Genomic DNA, 23,465 nt, shown 5'->3' with positions numbered 1-23,465 from the left:
TTGCGACCTGATAGCAATGCTTGAAGATCATTCAAGGCATTACCGGCTAATCAAGTGGGAATGGCAAGCGCAAGATTGGTTTCGAGTCTTACCAAACTTTCTGGAGAACACCATGAGCACTATCGGAATCATCGGCGCTGGCGCCATCGGTTCAGCGTTTGCCAAAGCCTTGTCGCGGCAGGGCATCCCGTTGGTCATCGCCAACAGTCGCGGGCCGGAGACCTTGGCTGATCTGGTCGCAGAACTCGGCCCGACCGCCCGCGCCGTCACCCGTGAAGAAGCCGCCGCCCAGGACATCGTACTGGTCGCGGTGAACTGGTCGAAACTGCCGACGGCGCTGGCCGGGTTGCCGGACTTTGGCGGGCGGATCGTCATCGATGCCAACAACTCGATTGAAGCGCCGTCGTTCAAACCTGTGGATTTGCAGGGTCGCCCGTCCAGCGAAGTCTTCGCTGAATGGGTGCCGGGCGCGCGGGTGGTCAAGGCGTTCAACCATTTGCTGGCGCGTTTGCTGGAAGCGGACCCGGCGTCGGAGGGTGGCAAGCGTGTGCTGTTTCTGTCGGGGGATGATGCGCAGGCCAAGGCTGAAGTGGGCGCGCTGATCGATCAGCTCGGCTTCTTCGGTATCGATCTGGGCGAGTTGAGCGTGGGTGCGCGGCTGGTGCAGTTCCCGGGCGGGCCGTTGCCGGTGCTGAATCTGGTGAAGTTCGCCTGACGCTCAGGCAAAAAAATACCCGGTGCGACGTGAGTCGCACCGGGTTTGTTGCCAACGGGTGGTGGATGTCGTGGATCCGCCGCCCGCTGTTGTGCCTGTTTTGCGCTTACGCGCTTACGCGCTTACGCGCTTACGCGCGTTCCAGCGCCAGGGCCACGCCCTGACCGCCGCCGATGCACAGGGTCGCCAGGCCCTTTTTCGCATCGCGCTTGATCATTTCGTGCAGCAGGGTCACCAGCACACGGCAGCCCGATGCACCGATCGGGTGACCGAGAGCGATGGCGCCGCCGTTGACGTTGACCTTGTCCAGATCCCATTGCAGATCCTTGGCCACCGCCAGCGATTGCGCGGCGAAGGCTTCGTTGGCTTCGATCAGATCCAGCTGGCCGATGTTCCAGCCGGCCTTGTCCAGGCAGCGGCGGGTGGCCGACACCGGGCCGATGCCCATGATCGCCGGGTCGACGCCCGCGTTGGCATACGCAGCGATTTTCGCCAGCACCGGCAGGCCCAGGGCCTTGGCTTTTTCGGCGCTCATCAGGATGACGGCAGCGGCGCCGTCGTTCAGCGACGAAGCGTTGCCGGCGGTGACGCTGCCGTCCTTCTTGAAGGCCGGACGCAGTTTGGCCAAGGATTCGGCGGTGGTGTCGCCGCGAGGCTGCTCGTCGACCTTGAACGCTACCGGATCGCCTTTGCGCTGCGGGATCAGGATCGGGGTGATTTCATCGACAAAACGACCGGCCTCAATGGCAGCGGCGGCTTTCTGTTGCGACGCGGCAGCGAAGGCGTCCTGCTGCTCACGGCTGATCTCGTATTTCTCGACCAGGTTCTCGGCGGTGATGCCCATGTGGTAGTCGTTGAACGCATCCCACAGGCCATCGCTGATCATGGTGTCGACGATTTGCGCGTGACCCATGCGCAGACCGGTGCGCGCGCCCGGCATCACGTAGTTGGCCAGGCTCATGTTTTCCTGGCCGCCGGCGATGATCACGTCCGCGTCGCCGCAACGGATCGCCTGTGCACCGAGGTGCAGGGCCTTGAGGCCCGAGCCGCAGACCTTGTTCAGGGTCATGGCCGGCACGGCGTGGGGCAGGCCGGCCTTGATTGCCGACTGGCGCGCCGGGTTCTGGCCGGCGCCGGCGGTCAGCACCTGGCCCATGATCACTTCATCGACCTGAGCACCGTCCAGACCGGTCTGCTCAAGCAACTGGCGGATGACCGCTGCGCCCAGGTCCACGGCGGAGACGGTGGCCAGCGATCCCTGGAAACTGCCGATCGCGGTACGCGTGGCGGCAACAATGACGACGTCTTGCATTTTCGAATTCCTCACTCGGCAGCGAACTGCATTTCCGGTACGTGATCCGGGACGATCAGTTTACCAGCGGTTTTGGCGACGATTTCCTCGACGCTGACGCCAGGTGCGCGTTCCTTGAGGACAAAAGCGCCATTTTCGATTTCCAGGTAGGCGAGGTCGGTCAGGACGCGCTTGATGCAACCGGCACCGGTCAGCGGCAGGCTGCATTGGCTCAGCAACTTGGACTCACCGTCCTTGGACGCGTGGGTCATGATCACGATGATGTTGTCGGCGCCGGCCACCAGGTCCATCGCGCCGCCCATGCCCTTGACCAGTTTGCCGGGGATCATCCACGAGGCGATGTTGCCTTGTACGTCCACTTCGAACGCGCCGAGCACGGTCAGGTCGACGTGGCCACCGCGGATCATTGCGAAGGATTCGGCGGAGCTGAAGATCGATGCGCCGATACGCGCAGTCACGGTCTGTTTGCCGGCGTTGATCATGTCGGCATCGATGGTGTCTTCAGTCGGGAAAGGGCCCATGCCGAGCAGGCCGTTTTCCGATTGCAGCATGACTTCCATGCCTTCGGGGATGTAGTTGGCAACCAGGGTCGGAATGCCGATGCCGAGGTTCACGTAGTAGCCGTCCTGCATTTCGCGGGCGACGCGTTGAGCCATTTGTTCGCGGGTAAGTGCCATGTTCTTGTTCTCCGTCAGCCTGGATTATTTGCGGATGGTGCGTTGTTCGATGCGTTTTTCGAACGTGCCGCAAATGACCCGGTCGACGTAGATGCCGGGCGTGTGGATGTGTGCCGGATCCAGTTCGCCGGGTTCGACGATTTCCTCGACTTCGACCACGGTGATCTTGCCGGCGGTGGCGGCCAGCGGGTTGAAGTTCTGGGCGGTGTGGCGGTAGATGACGTTGCCGAAGTGGTCGGCTTTCCAGCCTTTGACGATAGCGAAGTCACCGGTGATGGACTCTTCCATCAGGTACTTGCGACCGTGGAATTCACGCACTTCCTTGCCTTCGGCAACCGGGGTGCCGACGCCAGTAGCGGTGAAGAACGCCGGGATGCCGGCGCCGCCTGCGCGCATTTTTTCGGCGAGGGTGCCTTGCGGGGTCAGGACGACTTCGATGTCGCCTTTGAGCAGTTGCTCTTCGAACAGTTTGTTTTCGCCGACGTAGGAGGCGACCACTTTGCTGATCTGGCGGTCGGTCAGCAGCACGCCGAGGCCGAAGCCATCAACGCCGCAGTTGTTGGAGACGACGGTGAGGTCGCGGGTGCCTTTGCGCTTGATCTCGGCGATCAGGTTTTCCGGAATGCCACACAGGCCGAAGCCGCCGGCGATCACGGTCATGCCGTCTTCAAGGCCTGCCATGGCTTCCTCGTAGGAATACACGCGCTTGTCGAAACCTGCCATATGCACCTCTTTTATTGTTTGTCGGGCGGCTGGCTAGCCGAATGGTTGGAGTGTCTCGCTGGTGGATATATTTGTTAAGTTGATTTTTAAGGTTGATTGATTGATAAAGCTCAACAGTTGGCTTGGTTCTCTGTTCCCACGCAGGAGCGTGGGCAGGATCAAGAAATGCTCGCCGTCGTTGGCGGGTGGATGTTCAGCTTAGCCGTTGGAGCCATACGACCATGACCATCAAGCAGATCCGCGCCTTTCTCGCCGTGGCCCAGAGCCTGAGCTTCGCCGTGGCCTGCGAGCGTCTGCACCTGTCGCAATCGGCGCTGAGCCTGACCATCAAGGCGCTGGAGGAGGGGCTGGGCGGACGCCTGTTCAGCCGCAATACGCGCAACGTTGCGCTGACGCCGGAAGGTGAATCGCTGCTGCCGCTGGCCCGGCGCCTGATCGCCGACTGGGACAACGCCGAAGACGAAATGCGCCAGCGCTTCAGCTTGCAACGGGGGCGAGTGACGCTGGCGGCGATGCCATCGTTTGCCGGCAACCTGCTGCCGCCGATCCTCAAAACCTTCCGCGCGCGCTATCCGAACGTCAACGTGACGGTCAACGACGTGATCAACGAACAGGTGCTGGAGATGGTCCGCGATCGTCAGGTCGAACTCGGCGTGGCGTTCGAGCCGATGCAGAGCACCTCGCTGACCTTCACCCCTCTTTATAAGGATCGCTTCGTTGCGGTGGTGCCGCAGGATTCGCCGCTGGCCCAGCGCACCGACATCGACTGGCAGACCTTGCTGCAGGAACCGTTCATCACCCTGCAACGACCGTCCACGGTGCGGGTGATGCTGGAGGAACATTTGCAGGCCCGGGGCATGAAACTGCCGGTGGAGTTTGAAAGCCATCAACTGGCGACGGTCGGGCGCATGGTTGCCAGCGGGCTGGGCGTCAGTGCGGTGCCGGCGTTGTGTGCGGAGCAGATGAGGGAGTTGGGGGCGCGGTGTCTGACATTGCATGAGCCGGTGGTGGAGCGGGCGATTGGCGTGTTGACTGATTCCGGGAATGAATTGTCGGCGGCGGCGCAGGTGCTTTTTGACATTCTCAAGGCTGAGGATTTGGGCTGTCTCTGAAATCCATTCCCTCACCCCAGCCCTCTCCCGGAGGGAGAGGGAGCCGACCGAGTCGTATTTCTAAATACATCGACCTGAAGCACCGAGTCGATTATGGATTCAAGCTTTTTAACTCTTGAGTTCGACTCGGTGATTCAGGTCGATGTCCCTCGAAAGTACAACTCGGTCAGTTCCCTCTCCCTTGGGAGAGGGCTAGGGTGAGGGGTGATCGCCACTCGGACATCACTCTCACAGCATCAACCATTCATCGCCTGAGCCAACAGCGGCAACAACGCCTCACAAGACGCCTCAATCTTCAAATCCAGCAACTCATCCGCCCGCGTCTTCCCCAGATTGATCGCAATCAGCGGCTTGCCCCGATCCGCAATCACCCGGCAAAGGCGAAACGCCGAATACGCCATCAACGACGAGCCGACCACCAGCATTCCGGCGGCATTTTCCGCTGCCGCCATGGCCCGAGCCGCCGTCGGCTGCGCCACGTTCTCGCCAAAAAACACCACGTCCGGCTTCATCCGCTCGCCCTCACAGTGAGGACAATGCGGCACCTGGAAACGCGCCTCGAAGGCCGGATCAAGCAGGGTATCGCCGTCCGGCGCCTGCACGGCGTCGACACCCGCCAGATACGGGTTTTGCGTTTCCATCAGTTGCTGAATCGAATCCCGCTTGCTGCGCTGACCGCAATCCAGGCACAGCACCCGATGCAGGCTGCCGTGCAGTTCGATGACATCGTGGCTGCCGGCCTGATCGTGCAAGGTATCGACATTCTGGGTGATCAATCCGCCGATCCGGCCATGGCTTTGCAGGCTGGCCAGTGCTTCGTGGGCCGCGTTCGGTTGCGCCTGGCGCACACGCGGCCAGCCGAGCATCGCCCGGGCCCAGTAGCGACGGCGTGACTCCGGCGCCGACAGAAACTCCTGATACATCATCGGCTGCCGGCCGCGGCGCACGCCGTTGGTGTCGCGGTAGTCCGGGATGCCCGACGGTGTGCTGATGCCCGCGCCGGTCAGCACTACGAAATCGCCGTCGGCCATGGCCTGTTGCAGGTAATCGAGATGTTCGTGGAAGGGGCGGTCGAGCATGGTCAGCGCTCCGCAGGCTGTGAGTGCCTTGCAGGTTAGCACTGCCGGGCGCCTCTTATGGAGGCGCCCGGTGCCGACGTTTACTTGCGGGCCTCCAGAATCAGGTTGAACGGCGTCTGCGTCGCCCGCCGGAAATGCTTGAACCCGGCTTCGCTGAACACTTTGCGCAAGCGCATCTCGCCGGCTTGCGCACCGAGCCCCAGGCCCACTTCCTGAGACAGCGAGTTCGGCGTGCAGATGAACGTCGAGGCGGCATAGAACAAGCGGCCGACCGGATTGATGTTGTCGTCCAGTGTGTCGTTGGCAAAGGGTTCAACCAGTAACACGGTTCCATCGTCCTTCAGGCAGTCGTAGGCATGCCGCGCCGCGCCCACCGGGTCGCCCATGTCGTGCAGGCAGTCGAAGTAGCAGATCAGGTCGTAGTCATCGCCGGGAAAGCTTTTCGCCGTGCCCTGGAAGAACCTCGCCCGGCTGCTCACTCCGCCTTCTTCGGCCCGCTGAGTGGCGACGCTCACCGAGGGCGCGTGATAGTCGAAACCGACGAAACGCGAGTTGGGATACGCCTGGGCCATGATCACCGTGGAGGCGCCGTGACCGCAGCCGACATCAGCCACCTTGGCTCCTTCTTCGAGTTTGGCCACCACGCCGTCCAGCGCCGGCAGCCATTCGGCGATCAAATGCCCTTTGTAGCCGGGGCGGAAGAACCGTTCAGTGCCGGTGAACATGCACGGATGGTGATCGCCCCAGGGCAGGGCGCCATTGCCGCGCATGGCTTTGACCAGTTTGTCCTTGTCGTGGAAAAACGACGCCACCACGCCGAGGCCGCCAGCCACGTAAACCGGCGAATCTTCCTTGGCCAGGGCCATCGCCTGTTCTTCCGGCAGGCGGAATTTGCCGTCCAGGTGCTCCATGTAGCCGGACGCCGCGTGGGCGCTGAGCCATTCGCGGACCAGTCGGGTGTTGCAGGCGGTTTTTTCGGCGAGGGTTTCCGGGGAGACCGGCTGGCTGTCGGCCATGGCTTTATACAAGCCAAGTTCTTCGCCGACGATGACATTGGCCAGCATCGCCGCGCCGCCCATGTCGTTGACCAGTTTGCCCATGAACTCGTTGAGTCTGGCCTCGTCCATGTCATGTGCTCCTGTCAAGGATCACAGTCCGGTGGTGATGGGGGTCGAGGCATTCACCACCGGGCGGTGGTCGTGGAAACGGGCAGGGCGAAACTGCTGTCCTGCGTCCCCCTCGACTGGGTACTGATTGAGTCTAGTCGGTGTTGGTGCCGGTGGGAGTGGGCTGCGTGCATTTCGAGGCTGTGAATCGTTGTGTATCGCGACGGTGCGTGGATACAGAGACCAGCCTGGCGTGGGCTCCCGAATTTTCCGCCGACGCTTCCTGTCCTGTTCGAAACGATGCGACTCAGGGCGATTTCGCTTTTTGAGGCCAAGACAGAGCGCCGGCCCATGTCCGCCAGGAGCAAACGGCAGGCGAAAAAAAAACCGCCTTGCGGGGCGGTTTTCTAGCAAGCCTCAGGTTGCGGCTGAGGCTTAGTGCGTCTCACCGGAAGCACTGGCGTGGAGGTCATGTTATTGAGCTTTTCCTATCCTTGCAACGTAATTTTTACCCACCATGAGTAGGTGTATCAGAGATCACTGGGCAGTGATTTCAGTACTTGATGTCGGAGAAAGATACTGACAGAAATAACAGTTTACAAAAGACGCGCTTCTTTCGTTTGAGAATCACTTGGCCGAGACTTACCACCTGCGATTCTAGGTTAACATGCGCGCGCTCACACCCTGGTGCAGCGGTAGGGTTTGGCTGGTGGCCTAACGGTTTCACGCCCTCTGACACGGTTTTGCATCCGTGCCGGAATGATGTTTCGGAGGGATTTCAACCGGCCGCCTCACCGGAAGTACTGGCGTGTTCTTCCAAAGGCACGCGCGATCCGGTAAGTGCGCTGGAGGTTTGGCCCCCAACCTTGGAGGCCAAAACGTATGAAGCTTTTTTTGCGTACGTTGAGCCTCGTATGGAGATTGTTGAAAGCGTTTCGCTTTTACGAGTTCCTGCGAGACCACTTTGACGATCTGAAGTAAGGGTCGTTGATGTGGGGGAAGACCCGTGTCAGTTTCGGCTGGTGCGGGTTTTTTTTGCCTCATAAATCTGTCAAAAATGATAATTCAATCAGCTGATTCTTGTGCGAATGTAGGGCATTTCGTCGGCATCTGTAGGTGTCATCCGGAAGCTCTGAACTCTTCGGACTGTCAGGAATCGGGGCGAGCTTCGAGCGTCGCCTGTTTGGTAGTAGGCATGCCGCTCACGAAGAAGGCAGTGGGTCTGTATCCCATTGTGTACAGACCCACCGCCGATACAAAACCTGCAACTTCCCGCGCATTGCCCACACAGCCGCGATACAACCGCCGGTTTAACTGAGTCTCTCAGTCGCCACGCCCGGCGGCTCCTCAGCAGAGATCTTGCCCATGCAGACTCCCCACCCCACCTTACAGGCCAGCGTCGGGCTCGGCCTGCGTCGCGGCTTGATGAAGGACCTCCAAGCCGCTCGCACCGGTGATTTCGACTTTCTCGAAGTCGCCCCGGAAAACTGGATCGGCGTCGGCGGCGCCCACGGTGCCGCGTTGCGTGAACTGGCCGAGCGTTATCCCTTGTCCTGTCACGGCCTGTCGTTGTCGCTCGGCGGAACGACGCCGCTGGACGTCGACTTCCTTCGGGAAGTCCGGGTGTTTCTCGATCATTACAACGTGCCGCTCTACAGCGAACACCTGAGCTATTGCAGCGACGACGGTCATCTCTACGATCTGCTGCCATTGCCGTTCACCGAAGAGGCCGTGCACCACGTAGCTGCGCGGATTCGTCAGGCCCAGGACATCCTCGGCCGGCGTCTGGCAGTGGAAAACGTTTCCTATTACGCCGCGCCGCGGCAGGACATGGACGAGGTGAGCTTCACCAACGCTGTGCTGCGCGAAGCCGATTGCGACCTGCTGCTGGACGTCAACAACGTCTACGTCAACTCGATCAACCACGGTTTCGACCCACAGACGTTTCTGATCGGGATCGAGCCGGGCCGGGTGGTCGGGATGCATGTGGCCGGGCATTTCGACGAGTCCGACACGCTGAAGATCGATACCCACGGCGCCTCGGTGAAACCTGTGGTCTGGTCGTTGCTGGCAGACGCCTATGCACGGTTTGGTGCGCAGCCGACCTTGCTCGAACGCGACTTCAACTTCCCGGCCTTCTCCGAACTGGTGGCCGAGTTGCAGACCATTCGCCGCTTGCAGAATCAAGGAGACCAGCGTGGATAACCTTGAGCAGCAACAACGGGCCCTGACGCGCTACCTGCGCGATCCCGAGCGCGAGAAGGCCCCCGCCGACATGAACGCGGCGCGGGTCAATGTCTATCGCGATCTGGTGTTCAATAACGTCTCGCAACTGCTGAGCGGAACGTTTCCGGTGCTGATCCGGATCATCGGCGATCAGCGATGGCGCGCACTGATTCGCGGCTTTTTGCGGGACTACCGGGCGCAGACGCCGAAATTCGGCGAGATCGCCGAGGAGTTTGTCGGTTACCTCGCCTCGGAACCCACTGTGCTGAGTGCGGGCGAGTGGCCGGCGTTTCTGGTGGAGCTGGCGCATTACGAGTGGGTGGAGATGGTGTTACAGCAATCCGACGCCGAACCGCTGCCGGCAAGTGATCCCGGGTTGCTGCTGGAGCGGCCACTGCAGGTTTCGGCGCTGGCCTGGCCACTGGCGTATGCGTGGCCGGTGCAAATGCTCGGGCCGGACCATCAACCCGCCATGCCACCGGCCCAGCCGACCTTGTTGCTGGTACGGCGTGTGGTGGACTGGAGTGTGAAGTTCTCCGAGCTGAGCCCGCTTGCGTGGCGCTTGTTGCAGCGCATCGGCGAGTTCCCGTCACTGAGTGGTCGCGAGCAACTGGAAGGGCTGGCGAAAGAGGCTGGTTTGCCGGGAACAGCATCATTCATGGACAGTGGATTGGCGTTGTTGCGGCAGATGCATGCGGACGGTGTGTTGGGCGTGGTGTAGTCGGCTCAGCTCTCGGGTAACAGCCATTCGGGTGGACAGGGATGCAGGCTGTAGAAGTTGCGCAGTTGTGCCGAGTCTCGCTCGAACCACACGTTCACCCATTGGCTGTATTGCTGGCACGCGGCATCTTCCCATGCCGGTTGCCGGAGACAGTCGGACACGGTTTGTGCCGCCTGCATGCCAGTCATCAACGCTTTGAGTACGCCATGTGACGAGGCTGGGTCGAGCAGGCTGGCGGCGTCGCCCACCATGAAATAACCCGGCCCGGCGGACGCCGTGCTGAGGCGCCAAGTGACGTCGGCGCCGCGGATCGGAGCCGATTGTGGCAATGTTTGCAGCCGTTCGGGAATCGTCGCTGAAGAGCATTTCCGCTTTTCGAATGTCAGGCGCGTCCAGTGCAGCCGCTGCTCCTCAACCTGGGCGAGCCAGGTCCAGCCATCAGGATCGGCCGACAATCGAGGTGCCTTTTCATCGGGGTGCAGGCTGCCCTCGTGATATCCGAAACAGGCGATCAACGGCGGCGAGCAGCTTCTGACTGCGATCCGTCGTTGTCGACCCAACCAGCCCGCCCCACCAGTGCCATCGATCAGGTAAGGAGCAAACAGGAGGCCGGCGTCGGTTTCCACTCCGATCACGCGATCATCTCGCGAGAGCACCTGGCGCGCCCGGCACGGCTGGTACACCGTAACGCCCAGAACCGCTGCCTGTTGCAGCAGCGTCGCATCCAGTCTGGCCCTGGCGATCTGAAAGCCGCGCCAGGGGCCGTTGTCATCGCCACCCAATCCGATGAACTGCAGTGGACCATTCCACTGGATCCAGTGTCCTTCGAAGCGCAAGGCATGGTGGCTACACAGTTGTTCGGCCACGCCAAGCTGTTCCAGCAACGGTTCGATGCCGGGGTGCAGACTTTCTCCGGGGCGGAATCGGGGAAATCGTTGCCGCTCGATCAGCGCAACCCGCAAGCCGCGCTGCGCACAGCCGATCGCCGCCGCACAACCTGCCGGGCCTGCACCGATCACCAATGCATCAAACCGATTCAAGTGCGAGCTGCCAGACAGCGTTGCCGTACTTGATCAGCATGACTTTGGCGCTAACCAGGAGACTCACTTGTTCCTCGACCTCCACATCCCGCCATTTGAAGTTGGCAGCAGGCTGGCTCACCGCTCCGCGCCTGTACATCTGGTAGCGATGCACCCATCCGTTCAACATGACACCGGACTGTTGTTGCGCGATGTCGAGTTCCGCATCGGGACGTTGCACCAGGAGAAAAGACAGTAATGGCCAGCGGTTGCGCAGGGCTGGGTTGTCGCCGGCTCCAAGTACGGTGTAAACGCGGTACATCGAGAGCACGCGGTCCTGATACGCCTGTTGGGTGATCTGGCCGGTCAGGCTCAGCGAAAAACCGTTGGCAAGAGCCACACCCGTGTAGTCGCTGAACGCGTAGGTGTGGTAACGGACGAAGGTCTTGCCTTGGTCGTGTATCAGCTGCGGGGCGGGCTGATTGTCCCAGGCGACACCGCCTGTGCCGGTTTCCGCATCAGTCAGCGGGATGATGGTGTGCAAGCTGGAGCGTGGTTCGAAGGTGCGGGCGGAGTCCGGCGCAACGCCTGGCCAGTAGGAACCGAGCGCTGCACAGATGCGCTTGTCTTCACAAAAGGGGCTGGCCATCTGATAACCGGCCAGCGTGTCAATCCAGTTTCCATCCGCGTCTTGCTGACGGACCCGACCCACCTCCCAGCCCGGGCCAAAAATCCCGGCGGCAGCGTCCGGCAACGAAGAGGGGCGCGGGGGCGAGGGCCGCGGGATGCCAGGGCCGCGACGCGGTTTCGGTTTGCGCATTAACTCCACAATGGCCGTGATGCCGCGATCCTCAGGCGTGAAGGGCTGATCTTTCAAGCTCAGGTTCGCGCAGTAACGCACATTCGATAAGGCTTCCAGCCGCGCATGCCAGATGTCGGCGCTGGAAAAGGCAGGCTCCTCTTTCACCCAGTGCAGGAGCCGTCGCTGATGGCAAAACGGAAAGTAATCCGTGGCGCCGATGACCGAGTAGGCAGCCTTCGATGGCAGGGTGTCTGTCAGGGGCGGACAGATTGCCCGGACATAACCGTCAGCGGTGCCATCCTGATAATGCAGAGCGCGATAGCCACCTTGTTTGACCAGTTCGGCAACATCCTCGCGATCATTCAGGTCTTCGATCTGGCCATCGTCCCCTACTTTGTGACGGCCATGGACCATCCCTCCGGTGTTGGCCGGCATCATGAAGGACAGTGCTTGCCCCTTGTAATGGGCCAGCTCGACCAGATGTGGCTTGGGTTCAGGGGACAAAATGCCGAGTCCCGGTTCAAGCGGCGTTGCCCAACGTGCAAGGCCTTTGGTGATGATGAACGGATGCTCGGATATCTCTGGCTCTTGCCAGCCGGTGCCGCTGTGGCGCAAGTGGACATGACGGATCTTTTCGTTGATCTGATAGTTATCCAGCGTCAGGGGCAGTTCCAGCCCGTACAGGCACTCGGAGCCACTGAAAAGTTTGTGTACTGGCACCTGGAAATCCAGCCCGTCATCCAGCCCTGACTGAAAGTCCATAGGCTTGAAACGCTCGTCATCACCCTTGAGCTGCACCGCAATGTAGGCGCTGTAATGCACCGGCATCACCCGAATCCCGCGAGCATCATTGTCGACGAAGGGCAGGAAACACCGCAGTCGTTCGTCATAGCGGGCTTCAGCGGTGCCTGTTCGGGCGATCCCGGTGCGGGAGAAACACAGATCGGCATGCTGGCCGTGAACCGTGTCGGCGGCACAGCGGTACTCGCTGGCGAACACTGCCACCGACAGTGGTGCACCTTGAGCCTGTTGCAGCAGGTCGTGGAGCGTGGTTGGCTGGATGCCGAATACGTAGTTCAGAACTGCCTCGATTTCAGCAAGGGTCGGAAAAGTCCGCAGTTGCAGTCCGGTCTCGTCGGTCGTGACTTGCGGTGAAGCAAGCGCATGGTAGAGCAGGCTTTGTGCGGGCCGGGCAGGCTCTATGGCGCGGTAGCCGTCGGGGCAAAAGTCCTCAAAACCTGCGAGAGTCCGGTCGATGGTCAGTGGTTTGAGCAGTTCAGCCTTGAGCGACGGCGCCAGAAGATCCAGGCCGTGCGCCAGCAACAGCGAATGCCAGCCGCCTGGAGCCAATCGCTGACAGGTTCGTGTTACGGATTCGAGCAGACTCATGTGCGCTCCACAGTACGGTTGTACGAGGGGCCATCGCACATCAATCCGTTGACGATCGCGACTGTCAGAACTGACAGTCGCGACCAACGGTGGTCATCGCGGCGGTGGTGACCAAACGATAAAGTTCGACATCGGGCAAAAACAGTCGGCCATTTCCGAGAAGGGTGTAGCCGCCGACTTTGCGCGATGTCATCCCGGACATTCGCTGGTCGGCGTTGTTTAAACAGACATCACGAATGAAGTGGCAACCTGAGCTCCGCGCACAATCCGCCACCGTCACGGTTGCTCAGATTCAGCGAACCCCCCAGCGCCATCGCCAGTTGTTGGGCAATCGCCAGACCCAGCCCGGTACCGCCAGTGCTGCGGTTGCGCGAGTTTTCCACGCGGTAGAACGGTTCCATTACCTGGGCTAGTTCTTCTTCAGCAATGCCAGGGCCTCGATCCATGATTTTGATCGAGAGGCTGTTGCTCTGGCGTTCGACCAATAATTCGGCAGCCCCGGCGAATTTCAGTGCGTTGTCGGTCAGGTTGACCAGCACCCGGCGCAGGGCGTGGGGGCGCGTGTCGATCACCGCGTCACTCTTGCCGCTCAGTTGCACCTCTTTGCCCATGTCCTGATAGTCGAACACCAGGCTGTCGAGAAACGAATCGAGGTTGGTGCGCCGACTCTCTTCAGTCGAGCCGTGGATGCTGCGCGCATACGCCACGCCTTCACGCACCAGATGCTCCATCTCGCCGAGGTCGTTCCACAGCTTGTCCTTTTCCGCCGAATCGTCCATGAACTCGGCGCGCAGTTTCATCCGGGTGATCGGGGTTTGCAGGTCATGGGAAATCGCTGCCAGCAATTGCATGCGCTCTTTCAAGTACGCGGCGATGCGCGCCTGCATGGTGTTGAACGCACGGGCGGCGTAGACCACTTCGTTCGGGCCTTGTTCGTCCAGATTGATCGGATGGGCGTTGGGGTCGAGGGTTTCCACCGCGTTGGCCAGACGGGTGAGGGGGCGAATGGCGATGCGCACCGCCAGCCAGGTGCAGGCAATCATCAGCGCCAGTTGCCCGAGCAATACCACGGGCAACCACGGCGACAACGGCACCATCGAAGGTCGCACGTCGATGGTCACCGGGCTGCCGTCGCTCAGGCGCAGGTGGCCCTGAAAGTGCTTTTTCGGCCCCGGAATGTCGGTGAAGGTCAGCGGGTACTTCTCGCCAATGGCATCGGTGATCGAGGTGACGGCAATCGGTACTTCGCCCGGGCCGATCGGAGTGCCCGGTTCGCCTTCGCTCAACAGGTAACCGTAGTTGTTCCGGGCCAGGCGTTCGAGCCACATCGGACGCTCTTCGGCCGGCAAGCGATCGAGGATCGCAATCGAGGTCGAAACGTCGGTTTCCAGGTTGCCGAGCATGGTGTTTTTCGCACTTTCATATCGCTCGTAATACTGCGCACCGAACGACAGCGCCTGGGCCAGCAGCAAACCGATCAGGAAAATCAGCGACAACCGAGAGGCCAGCGTGCGCGGCCAGTGCAGGGCAAACGTCATGCGGGGGCTCCGAGGATTTCGACCGGTAGCGAGAACACATAACCCTCGCTGCGCACGGTCTTGATGTAAGCCGGTTCGCGGGCATCGTCCAACAAGCGCTGGCGCAGACGACTGACCAGCAGGTCGATGGAGCGGTCGAACAGATCGGCGTCACGGCCCTGTGTCAGGTTGAGCAGTTGATCGCGGCTCAGCACTCGTTGCGGATGATCGAGGAACACCCGAAGCAAACGATATTCCGCACCGCTGAGGGCGACCATGGTGCCGTCGGTGTCCAGCAGATGCCGGGCTGAAGTGTCGAGCTGCCAGCGACCGAACGCCAGCAAACGGCCGCTTTCGGTGACCACCAGATTGGGCGGCAGCATCCGCGTGCGGCGCAGCACGGCGTTGATCCGCGCCAGCAGCTCACGGGCGGCGAAGGGTTTGGTCAGGTAATCGTCGGCGCCCATTTCCAGGCCGATGATGCGGTCGGTTTCGTCGTTGCGGGCGGTGAGCATCAAGACCGGCGTGGCTTTGTGTTTGCCGGCGCGCAATTCGCGGCACAGCAGGAGGCCGTCATCGCCCGGCATCATGATGTCGAGCACGATCAGGTCGACGGTGTTGGCTTCCAGAAAGCTGCGCATCTGCCGGCCATCGGCGACCACGGTGGTGCGCAGGCCATTCTTCTTCAGGTAATTGCCAACCAGTTCGCGAATCTCGCGGTCGTCGTCGACGATGAGAATGTGATCGACATGATCCATGGAGCCAAACCTCTATCAAGTGGGGGAATGTCTCGCAGTCTATAGAGCCCGCGCGGGCTCGCCTGCCTGCCTTTGTATTGCAGTGTATCTGGCGCAACGACGGATACACGGGGACGCAAAAACACGATTTTTTCAGGGTTTTGTATCGCTGTGTATCCTCCGGCACCAGAGATACGTAGCGATTTATACCTGCCATTTCCCGACACAGACGGGATACCTCGCGAGCTTTAAATGAGCTCCATCGAGGCACACCACGGCGCCTCGGCTCAATCAACGACCTACCCATTGAAGCCCTGAGGAAATTGCCATGAACAACAAATCCGTAATCGCCGCCTGCCTGTTTGCCGCCCTGAACATCTGCACCCTGTCGGCCCGAGCCGAAGCGGTTGTCGCTCCGCAAACCTACACCTACGGCACGCATCTGGACATCCAGAAAGTGATCTCGATGAAAGAGGACAAATCGATGACCTGCGGCATCGTCGACGCCCGCATGACCTACCTCGATTCGGCCGGTCAGACCCGCGTTCTCGACTACAGCAAATTCGCTGACGGCTGCGACAACCAGAACTGATCCGCCACCCACTTAAAGGAAGATTGCCATGAACAACGTATCGCGTTTCTTGACCGCCATTGCCTTCTCGTTTGCCGGTGTCGCGGCGCATGCCAACAGCGCCGTCGAACAGAATAGCTGCGCCGGCAGCACCTGCTTTCAATTGAGCCCGGTGGCCAAACAGGGCAGCGATGCCTTGATCGCCGCCGACGGCGCCAGCCGCACGCCGCAAGGGCAGATGGTCGCGGCAGACGGCTCCAGCCATACACCGCAAGGCCAGATGGTCGCTGAAAACGGCGCCAGCCGAACCCCGCAGAGCCAATGGCTGGACAGCCAGAACGCTTGACCCCCTTGCGTGTCTGCCGGTCACCGGCAGACACCTGTTTTATCGGCAGACCGCCCATCCTTCAAGAGGTGAACCTCATGTTCCTTATCGCTTTCCTGGGCGGTCTGTTGACTGTCCTCAGCCCCTGCATCCTGCCGGTGGTGCCGTTCCTGTTTGCCGGCGTCGACCGCAGCCGTTCCTCGATCCTGCTGACCCTCGGCGGCATGGCCCTGACCTTCGCCGCGATTTCGAGTCTGGCGGTGGTCAGCAGCGAGTGGGTGATTCAGGCCAACAACACCGGTCGCCACATCGCGCTGGTGGTGATGGTGCTGTTCGCGCTGTCGCTGATTTCCGCGCGCATCGGTGACTGGCTGGCGCGGCCGTTTGTATTGCTGGGTAATCGGCTCGATCCGGACACCCGCCAGAAGGCCGGCCCCATGGGCTCGATCATGATTGGTGTCGCTACTGGCCTGTTGTGGGCGCCGTGTGCCGGTCCGATCCTCGGCGTGATCCTCACCGGTGCCATGCTGCAAGGCGCCAACGCCCAGACCAGCCTGTTGCTGCTGGCCTACGGCGCGGGCAGTGCGCTGTCGCTGGGGACGCTGATCTTCGCCGGTCGCGGCCTGGTCAACCGGTTGAAACCGTCGATCCCGTTCACCGGCTGGTTCCGGCGCGGGGCGGGCGTTGCGGTGTTGGCGGCGGCTGCGGTGATCTCCACCGGCGCTGATAAAACCCTGCTGGCCGGCACGTCATCGGAAGGCGTCGCCAGCGTCGAGAAAAACGTATTGGAAAACGCGCCGAAAGTGGTCGACTACTTCATCAGCAAAGTCCGGGCGGATTCGCCTTCGGATGAGCAGGGCAAAGGCGCGATGCCGTCACTGGCCGGCGCGGTTCAATGGCTGAATTCCCCGGAGCTGAACGCCGAATCCCTGCGTGGCAAAGTGGTGCTGGTGGACTTCTGGACCTACGACTGCATCAACTGCCAGCACACGCTGCCGTACGTGAAAGAGTGGGAGAAAAAGTATGGCAAGGACGGCCTCGTGGTGATCGGCGTGCACACCCCGGAATACGGTTACGAGCGGATCATCGACAACGTCAAGGATCAGGTGAAGAAACTCGGTATCACCTACCCGGTGGCCATCGACAATAACTACGCGATCTGGCGCAACTTCGACAATCAGTACTGGCCGGCGCATTACCTGATCGACGCCAAGGGGCAGGTGCGTTACACCCACTTTGGCGAGGGTCGCTATGAAGCTCAGGAGCAGATGATTCAGCAACTGCTGAAAGAGGCCAAGGCACCTGCAGCCTGAACCGCGAACGTCAATGGCTCACAGGTCGCGCACCATGAGCCATTGTTCGTTGTCCCAGGCCTGAAAACGCTCCAGCACTGTCCAGCCGCGTTTGGCGTAGTAGTCCTGTTTGTTTTGCGTATGCAGGTAGAAACGCGGCAGGCCTCGCTTCTTTGCTTCTTCGGCAATCCCTTCGATCAACTTTTCTGCCAGCCCCTGACCGCGAGATTCGGGACTGACCAGCACGCAGGCCAGCCAAGGTTCCAGATCCGGTCGTTGCGCAAGATCTGCACGAGCCAGTGCCGCGCCACCGAGCAAACGTTCGCCGTCCAGTGCGATCAGGCAGCGCCAGTCACCATTGGTTTGCCCTTCGGCAAATTCCCGCTGCCACTCGGCCAACGGTTGATGGGCATATTCGTAGTGAAACTGGCGGTGGATCCACTCGGCGTAAGTGTCGCTGTGCTGCATGTGGTCAGCGAGCCATTCGAGGCGCAAGGACATGGTCGGATTCCGTTCGCGGTTCGGGTCTGCATCAGAGCCGATCCGCCGACACCTTGGCAACCCCCATGAGAGTGTTTCGGGGCCTTTACAAAACCCCGCCATTCATCGGCGAAAGCCCGGCTTTAAAGGCTCTTTAGACGATTGGAGGGGACGCCGGACGGCCTCGGCGCGATAGTGGACGAGCAGGGTGGAGTGAGCCCTGTCACTCATAAAAAGAAAGCGAGGTTGCCATGCCGAAATTCGTGATTGAACGCGAGATTCCAGGGGCCGGAAAGCTGTCGGAGCAAGAACTCAAAGCGGTGTCGCAAACGTCCTGCCAGGCGTTGCGCGAACTCGGGCCACAGGTGCAGTGGCTGCAGAGTTATGTCACCGCCGACAAGGTGTATTGCGTGTACATCGCCCCCAATGAAGAACTGGTGCGCGAGCATGCCCGGCTGGGCGGGTTTCCGGCCAACAGTGTGTCCCGGGTGATGAACATCATTGATCCGACGACCGCCGAGTGACGCCTGATTCAACCTGTCGTGGAGCATCCATCGATGAGCACTCCCGTTGATCTGACTGCCCTGAAGGAACGCCAGAAAGTCGCCTGGGCCAGTGGCGACTACGCCGTGATCGGCACCACCTTGCAGATCGTCGGCGAAACCCTCGCCGAAGCCTGCGACCTGCGTTGTGACGAAGAAGTGCTGGACGTCGCTGCCGGCAATGGCAATGCCACGCTGGCGGCGGCGCGCCGTGGTTGTCTGGTGATGTCCACCGACTATGTCGCGGCGCTGTTGGAGCGTGGCCAGGACCGGGCGCGGGCCGAGCACCTGGACGTGACTTTTCAGGTTGCCGACGCCGAAGCGCTGCCGTTTGCCGATTCCAGTTTCGACGCGGTGCTGTCGACCTTCGGCGTGATGTTTGCACCGGATCAGGCCAAGGCTGCGAAGGAACTGGCGCGGGTCTGCCGGCGTGGCGGGCGGATCGGCCTGGCCAACTGGACGCCGGAAGGCTTTGTCGGCCAGATGTTCAAGACCCTTGGCCGTCATCTGCCACCGCCCACCGGTGCCCAGCCACCGTCGAACTGGGGCGCGGAAGCCTGGCTGCATTCGCAGTTCGATGATCGCCACTTTCAAGTGCAGGTGACTCGCCGGCACTTCAACTTCCGCTATCGCTCGGCGGCGCATTTCATTGACATCTTCCGCCACTGGTACGGGCCGGTGCACAAGGCGTTCGCGGCGTTGCCGCCGGAGAGCGGACAGGCGCTGGAAGGGGATCTGACGCAACTGATAGACGGGCTGAACCGGGCAGGGCCGGGTTCGATGGTAGTGCCGAGTGAGTATCTGGAGGTGGTGATTACCAAGCGCTAAGCGTCATGCAAAACAACTGTGGGAGCGAGCAGGCTCGCTCCCACAAATTCTTCTATTTCAGATGCGAAGCATCAAACCACTCCAGCGCCGTGCGCCAGATGCAGATGCCCAGAAAGTACGCCGACGCCAGCAACCACAAGCCCATCACCAGCGGGTTGATGACCGGGTGGTTGATGACCAGCGACAGACTGCACAGCAACCAGATCGCCGTTACCGCAATGTTGATCGGCATGAAGCGGCGCACGCGGAACGGGTGGAGGAATTTCATTCGGGTGATGGTCAGCAACGCCAGGCCGATCACGGTCAGGAAAGTGATCCACGGCCCCGGGCCGATGATGTACAGGCACAGCGCAACCACGTTCCAGGCAGCCGGGAAACCGACGAAGTAGTTGTCCTTGCTCTTCATGTTGACGTTGCAGAAGCAGAACAGCGACGACACCAGAATCAGTGACACCGTCAGCAACAGCGTGTAGTCGGGCAGGGGGATGTAGCGATAGATGAACAGCGCCGGAATGAATACATAGGTCAGGTAATCGATTACCAGGTCGAGGATCGATCCATCGAAGCTCGGCAATACCGATTGCACGTTGACCTTGCGCGCCAGTGCCCCGTCGAGGCCGTCGACGATCAGCGCCACGCCCAACCACATCAGGCAATGGGTCGGCTGGTTTTCCAGCAGGGCGAGAGTGGCCAGAAAGGCAGTGACCACGCCAGTCGCGGTGAAACCATGGGCGCCCCAGGCCTTGAGCCTGGCGATGTGGACGGTCGATATCACAGGGGCGTTCTCCAGAAAGTGAAGCGAGCCGGGTATCACGCTTGAACAACAAGGGTGGCGGCCAACCGGTCGGGTTTGCAGCTATCGACCGGTCGGGCCGGGATAAGGTTCACCCTTCATGAATCTTAGCTGGCCGGGAAAATTTTTCGACGCCGAAATCGTTTCCCCGAGGCAGCGTCGGCCAAACGGTGCTGGCGCAACGCGTGCGGAGGTCTATCGTTGCCTGACGCTGTTACGCCTTTGCCTGAGGACGACGTCATGAACACCAGCGATCTGCTCGAACAACTGCTGCGAGGCCAGGCCTCGGCGGGACAACAAAGTGGCGCTTCGGCCGGCGATGGCCTGGGCGGGCTCGGCGGTTTACTGGGCGGCCTGCTGGGTGGCGGCGGCACCAGCGGCGGCGGTTCGCCTGCCGGAGGATTGGGTGGCCTGCTCGGTGGATTGCTCGGCGGCGGAGGATTGGGCGGCGGGGCGCTGGGCGGTGGCACGCAGAGTCGCTCCGGTGGCACCAATTACGCGGCACTGGCCTCGCTGGGCATGATGGCGTTCCAGGCGTATCAGGCCTGGCAACGCAATCAGGCGTCAGCGGCGCCACAGCAGACGCCGCAAACGGCTGACTTGCTGGCCGGCCCGCAAGTCGAGGAACACAGCCACGCGGTGCTGCGTGCCCTGATCGCAGCAGCCAAGGCAGACGGCCGGATCGACGACTCGGAGAAACACCTGATCAGCAGCGAAATCGGCCGCCACACCGACGACCCGAACCTGCAGCAATGGCTGGATGCCGAAGTCGCCAAACCCCTCGATGCCAGCGAAGTCGCACAAGCCGCCAACAACGATCCGGCGGTGGCCGCCGAAATGTATATCGCCAGTGTGATGCTGGTGGACGACCAGCAGGACGCCGAACGCAACTATCTGGATGAGCTGGCGGCGGCATTGCAGATCGATCCCGAATTGCAGGTGCACCTGGAGCAGCAGGCCAAAGGCATGGCCTGAAACCGATCTCCCCCAGCCTTCGGCAACCTTTATTCAGTAAATAGAAGTGCCGAAGGCTCCGTCTGTCCGGGCAAATTTCACGTCGATTGAATTTTTGAGGTGCAGCGCCTCTCTGCTGCTGTAGAGGCGCGTGAACCAGCGCCCTGCCAATCGACCGGGAAATCTGCCATGACCGTCCTGACACGTCTGCAATCTACGCCCGCCCACGCGCAATCGATCCATCCCGAGGGGGGGCTGCGCTGCCTGTATGAAACGCTGCTCTCGGGGGGAAATCTCCGGACTGTCGCGCGACCTTTCCTCGAAAAACAACTGCTGCAGGCTGCGCAATTGCCAGAGGCACTGCCACCGGATCCTTCGACGTGGCACGAATGGGTGGCTGCGCAATGCGCCGAGGTCGCCCGGCAATATGCCGATTATCTGCAACAGCGCAAGGACGGTGGGGCGCGGCAGTTCTTCAGTGGCAAAGCCCATGCGCTGTATTTCCTGCAAGCGGTAGCTCCGACCAAACGGGTAGACGGCGCCTGGCTTTACGGTCTGTTGCAGCACTGGCGCGATCCGCGTTTCAGCGGCCTGATCTGCACCTATCTGGAAGAGCTTGGCGAAGGTAATCCTGCGCAAAACCACGTGGTGATCTACCGCAAACTGCTGGCCGAACATGGCCTGGGGCTCGCAGATTCCTTACCCGACGAGCGTTACCTGCAAGGTGCATTGCAACTCGCGCTGGGTGCCTGCGGCGATGACTTTTTGCCGGAGGTCATTGGCTACAACCTTGGCTATGAACAACTGCCCTTGCACCTGTTGATCAGCAGTTATGAGCTGAGTGAGTTGGGCATCGATCCGTATTACTTCACCCTGCATGTGACCATCGATAACGCCAGCACGGGCCATGCACGCAAAGCCGTGCAGGCCGCTCTGGATCTGATGCCGCTGGCGGCGGATCGTGCCGATTTCCTGCGCCGGGTATCGCGCGGCTATCGGCTTAACGATCTGGGGCAGGGCAGTCGCGCCATCATCGACGGTTTCGATTTGCAGCGTGAGTTGCTCGCCATGCTCGAACGCAAGCGTGCCTTCGGCCAGCACATGCATTCGGACTATTGCCGGTTCGAAGGCAAGACCGTCAACCAATGGCTGGCTGCGCCAGGGCAACTTCCCGGATTTCTCCAGGCCCTGCAAGACAAGGGCTGGATAGTGCGCCATCAAGACCCTCAGGCCAGCCGTTTCTGGCAATTGATCGAAGGCGATGGCGCGGCGATGTTCGGCGTGTTCAATGGCTACGAAAAACAGCTGCTGCACGACTGGATTGCCGGCGACTGGACGCCTGCGATGCGACCGGTTCCGGCCCGACGCCGTAGTCATGTCGCCCCGCTGGTCTCGGTGTCCGCGCAGGACCCCGATGTCCAGCAATTGAACGCTGCCCTGCACGGGCAGGACGGCCACGGACAGATGACGGTGCTGATCTCCTGGCTGGCGCCGGCCCGGCATGCGCACCCGGCCGGGTTGCTCGCAACCCGCCGCTTCATCGAACTCCGATCTCGTCTGGATTGAGGCATTTGCCAATGAATCAGGAAGCGTTGCTGTGCGCCGACGATCTCGCGCTGTTGCAACTGGGCCGGCGCTTGCAGGCAGACGGCTATCGATTCGTCACGCCGACGCCTCTGACCCATCAGCGGGTCAATCAGCGTGACGAAGGGCAGGCGGTCGATTGCCTGCGCGATGTTTTCGGCTGGTCGCGCTCGTTCGAACCGGGATTGCTATCCAACGACGAGCAGCGGCAATTGCAGGACGCGCACATCCTGGAGCTGTGCGATGGGCGCTTGAAGAGTCGGGTGCGCTGGTCGAGCCTGGACGATTTACTGTTCGTGCATTCTGGATTTCCTACCGAGGCGGCCGATTCGGTGTTCTTCGGCCCGGATACCTACCGCTTCGCCCAGCTGATACATAGCCATTTGCAGCAGAGCTTTGCTCCGATCCGGCGTGCCGTGGACATCGGTTGTGGCGCCGGTGTCGGCGCGATTCTGATAGCCCGCGCCCGTCGTCAGGCACAGGTGCTTGCGCTCGATATCAACCCCGCCGCGTTGCGCCTGACCACCATCAACGCGGTGTTGGCGGAAGTGGCCAACGTCGACGTGCTGGCCAGTGATGTGTTGCAAGGCGTGGAGGGCGAGTTCGATCTGATCGTCGCCAACCCGCCGTACATGGCGGATCCGGCGGGGCGGGCTTACCGCCACGGAGGCGGGACGTTGGGCGCGGGGTTGTCGTTGCGCATTGTCGAGCAGGCACTCAATCGCCTGACGCCCGGAGGCTCGCTGTTGCTCTACACCGGTGTGGCGATGGTCGATGGCCGTGATCCGTTTATCGAAACCGTGGTGCCACGGTTGGACGCGACGCGGTTCGGCTGGACTTACCGTGAGCTGGATCCCGATGTCTTCGGCGAAGAGTTGTTGAACGTCGGCTATCAACGGGTCGAGCGAATCGCTGTGGTGGCGCTGACCGTGACCCGAACTGGATGAAACAAGGCAGGTGC

The 23,465-nt window shown here is 61.2% G+C and carries 24 protein-coding genes; 12 read left to right on the top strand and 12 right to left on the bottom strand.

Annotation, left to right across the window (positions count from 1 at the left end; translation table 11 throughout):
* Nucleotides 1-16: 16 nt before the first annotated feature.
* On the top strand, nt 17-715 hold the full coding sequence (locus ACW9HX_RS10110; RefSeq protein WP_457380479.1) for an NADPH-dependent F420 reductase: 699 nt from the start codon (nt 17-19) through the stop codon (nt 713-715).
* A 130-nt stretch (nt 716-845) separates the two neighbouring features.
* Here ACW9HX_RS10110 and ACW9HX_RS10105 read toward each other — a convergent pair whose 3' ends face one another.
* Genes ACW9HX_RS10105 through ACW9HX_RS10095 form a run of 3 tightly spaced genes read right to left on the bottom strand, consistent with a single transcriptional unit; the run spans nt 846 to nt 3,427 of the window.
* Nucleotides 846-2,027 (bottom strand): acetyl-CoA C-acetyltransferase, encoded by a 1,182-nt coding sequence (locus tag ACW9HX_RS10105; protein WP_085733159.1) that lies wholly within the window; start codon nt 2,025-2,027, stop codon nt 846-848.
* An 11-nt stretch (nt 2,028-2,038) separates the two neighbouring features.
* Nucleotides 2,039-2,704, bottom strand: coding sequence for a CoA transferase subunit B (locus tag ACW9HX_RS10100; RefSeq protein WP_007956272.1), 666 nt, complete (start codon nt 2,702-2,704; stop codon nt 2,039-2,041).
* A gap of 24 nt (nt 2,705-2,728) precedes the next feature.
* Nucleotides 2,729-3,427, bottom strand: coding sequence for a CoA transferase subunit A (locus tag ACW9HX_RS10095; protein WP_007956274.1), 699 nt, complete (start codon nt 3,425-3,427; stop codon nt 2,729-2,731).
* Between the two features lie 221 nt (nt 3,428-3,648).
* Here ACW9HX_RS10095 and ACW9HX_RS10090 point away from each other — a divergent pair, with 221 nt between their 5' ends.
* Nucleotides 3,649-4,539: a LysR substrate-binding domain-containing protein gene (locus tag ACW9HX_RS10090; RefSeq protein ID WP_457380478.1), complete on the top strand. Its 891-nt coding sequence runs from the start codon at nt 3,649-3,651 to the stop codon at nt 4,537-4,539.
* Between the two features lie 236 nt (nt 4,540-4,775).
* Here ACW9HX_RS10090 and ACW9HX_RS10085 read toward each other — a convergent pair whose 3' ends face one another.
* Nucleotides 4,776-5,618 carry an NAD-dependent protein deacetylase gene (locus ACW9HX_RS10085; RefSeq protein WP_457380477.1) on the bottom strand — a complete coding sequence of 281 codons (843 nt, stop codon included), beginning with the start codon at nt 5,616-5,618 and terminating at the stop codon, nt 4,776-4,778.
* Between the two features lie 80 nt (nt 5,619-5,698).
* Nucleotides 5,699-6,745, bottom strand: a complete 1,047-nt coding sequence (locus tag ACW9HX_RS10080) for a class I SAM-dependent methyltransferase (RefSeq protein ID WP_457380476.1) — start codon at nt 6,743-6,745, stop codon at nt 5,699-5,701.
* Nucleotides 6,746-8,089: 1,344 nt separating this feature from the next.
* Here ACW9HX_RS10080 and ACW9HX_RS10075 point away from each other — a divergent pair.
* Nucleotides 8,090-8,929 (top strand): HvfB family MNIO-type RiPP peptide maturase, encoded by an 840-nt coding sequence (locus ACW9HX_RS10075; protein ID WP_457380475.1) that lies wholly within the window; start codon nt 8,090-8,092, stop codon nt 8,927-8,929.
* On the top strand, nt 8,922-9,671 hold the full coding sequence (locus ACW9HX_RS10070) for an HvfC family RiPP maturation protein (protein WP_457380474.1): 750 nt from the start codon (nt 8,922-8,924) through the stop codon (nt 9,669-9,671). The genes ACW9HX_RS10075 and ACW9HX_RS10070 overlap by 8 nt, the downstream gene beginning before the upstream one ends.
* A 5-nt stretch (nt 9,672-9,676) precedes the next feature.
* Here ACW9HX_RS10070 and ACW9HX_RS10065 read toward each other — a convergent pair whose 3' ends face one another.
* From ACW9HX_RS10065 to ACW9HX_RS10045, 5 genes are all read right to left on the bottom strand, one after another.
* Nucleotides 9,677-10,711, bottom strand: a complete 1,035-nt coding sequence (locus ACW9HX_RS10065) for an NAD(P)/FAD-dependent oxidoreductase (RefSeq protein WP_457380473.1) — start codon at nt 10,709-10,711, stop codon at nt 9,677-9,679.
* Nucleotides 10,698-12,881, bottom strand: a complete 2,184-nt coding sequence (locus tag ACW9HX_RS10060) for a hypothetical protein (protein ID WP_457380472.1) — start codon at nt 12,879-12,881, stop codon at nt 10,698-10,700. The genes ACW9HX_RS10065 and ACW9HX_RS10060 overlap by 14 nt, the downstream gene beginning before the upstream one ends.
* A gap of 64 nt (nt 12,882-12,945) precedes the next feature.
* On the bottom strand, nt 12,946-13,074 hold the full coding sequence (locus ACW9HX_RS10055) for a hypothetical protein (protein WP_457380471.1): 129 nt from the start codon (nt 13,072-13,074) through the stop codon (nt 12,946-12,948).
* Between the two features lie 37 nt (nt 13,075-13,111).
* Nucleotides 13,112-14,419, bottom strand: coding sequence for a sensor histidine kinase (locus tag ACW9HX_RS10050; RefSeq protein WP_457380470.1), 1,308 nt, complete (start codon nt 14,417-14,419; stop codon nt 13,112-13,114).
* Complete coding sequence (locus ACW9HX_RS10045) at nt 14,416-15,156, bottom strand: response regulator (RefSeq protein WP_085708690.1); 741 nt, start codon at nt 15,154-15,156, stop codon at nt 14,416-14,418. Before ACW9HX_RS10045 ends, ACW9HX_RS10050 begins: the two co-directional genes overlap by 4 nt.
* A 307-nt stretch (nt 15,157-15,463) precedes the next feature.
* Here ACW9HX_RS10045 and ACW9HX_RS10040 point away from each other — a divergent pair, with 307 nt between their 5' ends.
* The 3 genes from ACW9HX_RS10040 to ACW9HX_RS10030 all read left to right on the top strand — a co-directional run bounded on the left by ACW9HX_RS10040 (nt 15,464) and on the right by ACW9HX_RS10030 (nt 17,344).
* Complete coding sequence (locus tag ACW9HX_RS10040; protein ID WP_457380469.1) at nt 15,464-15,727, top strand: DUF2790 domain-containing protein; 264 nt, start codon at nt 15,464-15,466, stop codon at nt 15,725-15,727.
* Nucleotides 15,728-15,755: 28 nt separating this feature from the next.
* The gene (locus tag ACW9HX_RS10035; protein ID WP_457380468.1) at nt 15,756-16,052 is read left to right on the top strand and encodes a hypothetical protein; all 297 of its coding nucleotides are present in this window, start codon (nt 15,756-15,758) and stop codon (nt 16,050-16,052) included.
* A gap of 77 nt (nt 16,053-16,129) precedes the next feature.
* Nucleotides 16,130-17,344 carry a cytochrome c biogenesis protein DipZ gene (locus ACW9HX_RS10030; protein WP_457380467.1) on the top strand — a complete coding sequence of 405 codons (1,215 nt, stop codon included), beginning with the start codon at nt 16,130-16,132 and terminating at the stop codon, nt 17,342-17,344.
* Nucleotides 17,345-17,362: 18 nt separating this feature from the next.
* Here the strand turns inward: ACW9HX_RS10030 and ACW9HX_RS10025 are convergent, their stop codons facing one another.
* Nucleotides 17,363-17,824, bottom strand: a complete 462-nt coding sequence (locus ACW9HX_RS10025) for a GNAT family N-acetyltransferase (protein ID WP_096822882.1) — start codon at nt 17,822-17,824, stop codon at nt 17,363-17,365.
* 230 nt (nt 17,825-18,054) lie between these two features.
* Here ACW9HX_RS10025 and ACW9HX_RS10020 point away from each other — a divergent pair, with 230 nt between their 5' ends.
* Entirely contained in the window at nt 18,055-18,327 is a 273-nt protein-coding gene (locus tag ACW9HX_RS10020; RefSeq protein WP_169429818.1) for a DUF4242 domain-containing protein, read from the top strand.
* A 33-nt stretch (nt 18,328-18,360) separates the two neighbouring features.
* Nucleotides 18,361-19,173: a class I SAM-dependent methyltransferase gene (locus tag ACW9HX_RS10015; RefSeq protein WP_457380466.1), complete on the top strand. Its 813-nt coding sequence runs from the start codon at nt 18,361-18,363 to the stop codon at nt 19,171-19,173.
* A gap of 52 nt (nt 19,174-19,225) precedes the next feature.
* On the opposite strand, the gene pcsA is transcribed toward ACW9HX_RS10015, so the two are convergent.
* Nucleotides 19,226-19,948: a phosphatidylcholine synthase gene (gene pcsA / locus ACW9HX_RS10010; protein ID WP_096822879.1), complete on the bottom strand. Its 723-nt coding sequence runs from the start codon at nt 19,946-19,948 to the stop codon at nt 19,226-19,228.
* Between the two features lie 258 nt (nt 19,949-20,206).
* Between pcsA and ACW9HX_RS10005 the strand changes: the two genes are divergently transcribed.
* From ACW9HX_RS10005 to ACW9HX_RS09995, 3 genes are all read left to right on the top strand, one after another.
* A complete protein-coding gene (locus tag ACW9HX_RS10005) occupies nt 20,207-20,941 on the top strand; it encodes a tellurite resistance TerB family protein (protein WP_457380465.1) in 735 nt (244 codons plus the stop codon).
* A 168-nt stretch (nt 20,942-21,109) separates the two neighbouring features.
* Nucleotides 21,110-22,486, top strand: coding sequence for an iron-containing redox enzyme family protein (locus ACW9HX_RS10000; protein ID WP_457380464.1), 1,377 nt, complete (start codon nt 21,110-21,112; stop codon nt 22,484-22,486).
* A gap of 11 nt (nt 22,487-22,497) precedes the next feature.
* Entirely contained in the window at nt 22,498-23,451 is a 954-nt protein-coding gene (locus tag ACW9HX_RS09995; protein WP_457380463.1) for a methyltransferase, read from the top strand.
* Nucleotides 23,452-23,465: the final 14 nt, after the last annotated feature.

The organism is Pseudomonas sp. SDO52101_S400 (assembly GCF_054071635.1).
The sequence above is the reverse complement of the archived record's forward strand: the minus strand, read 5'-3'. Positions and strand labels throughout refer to the sequence as shown.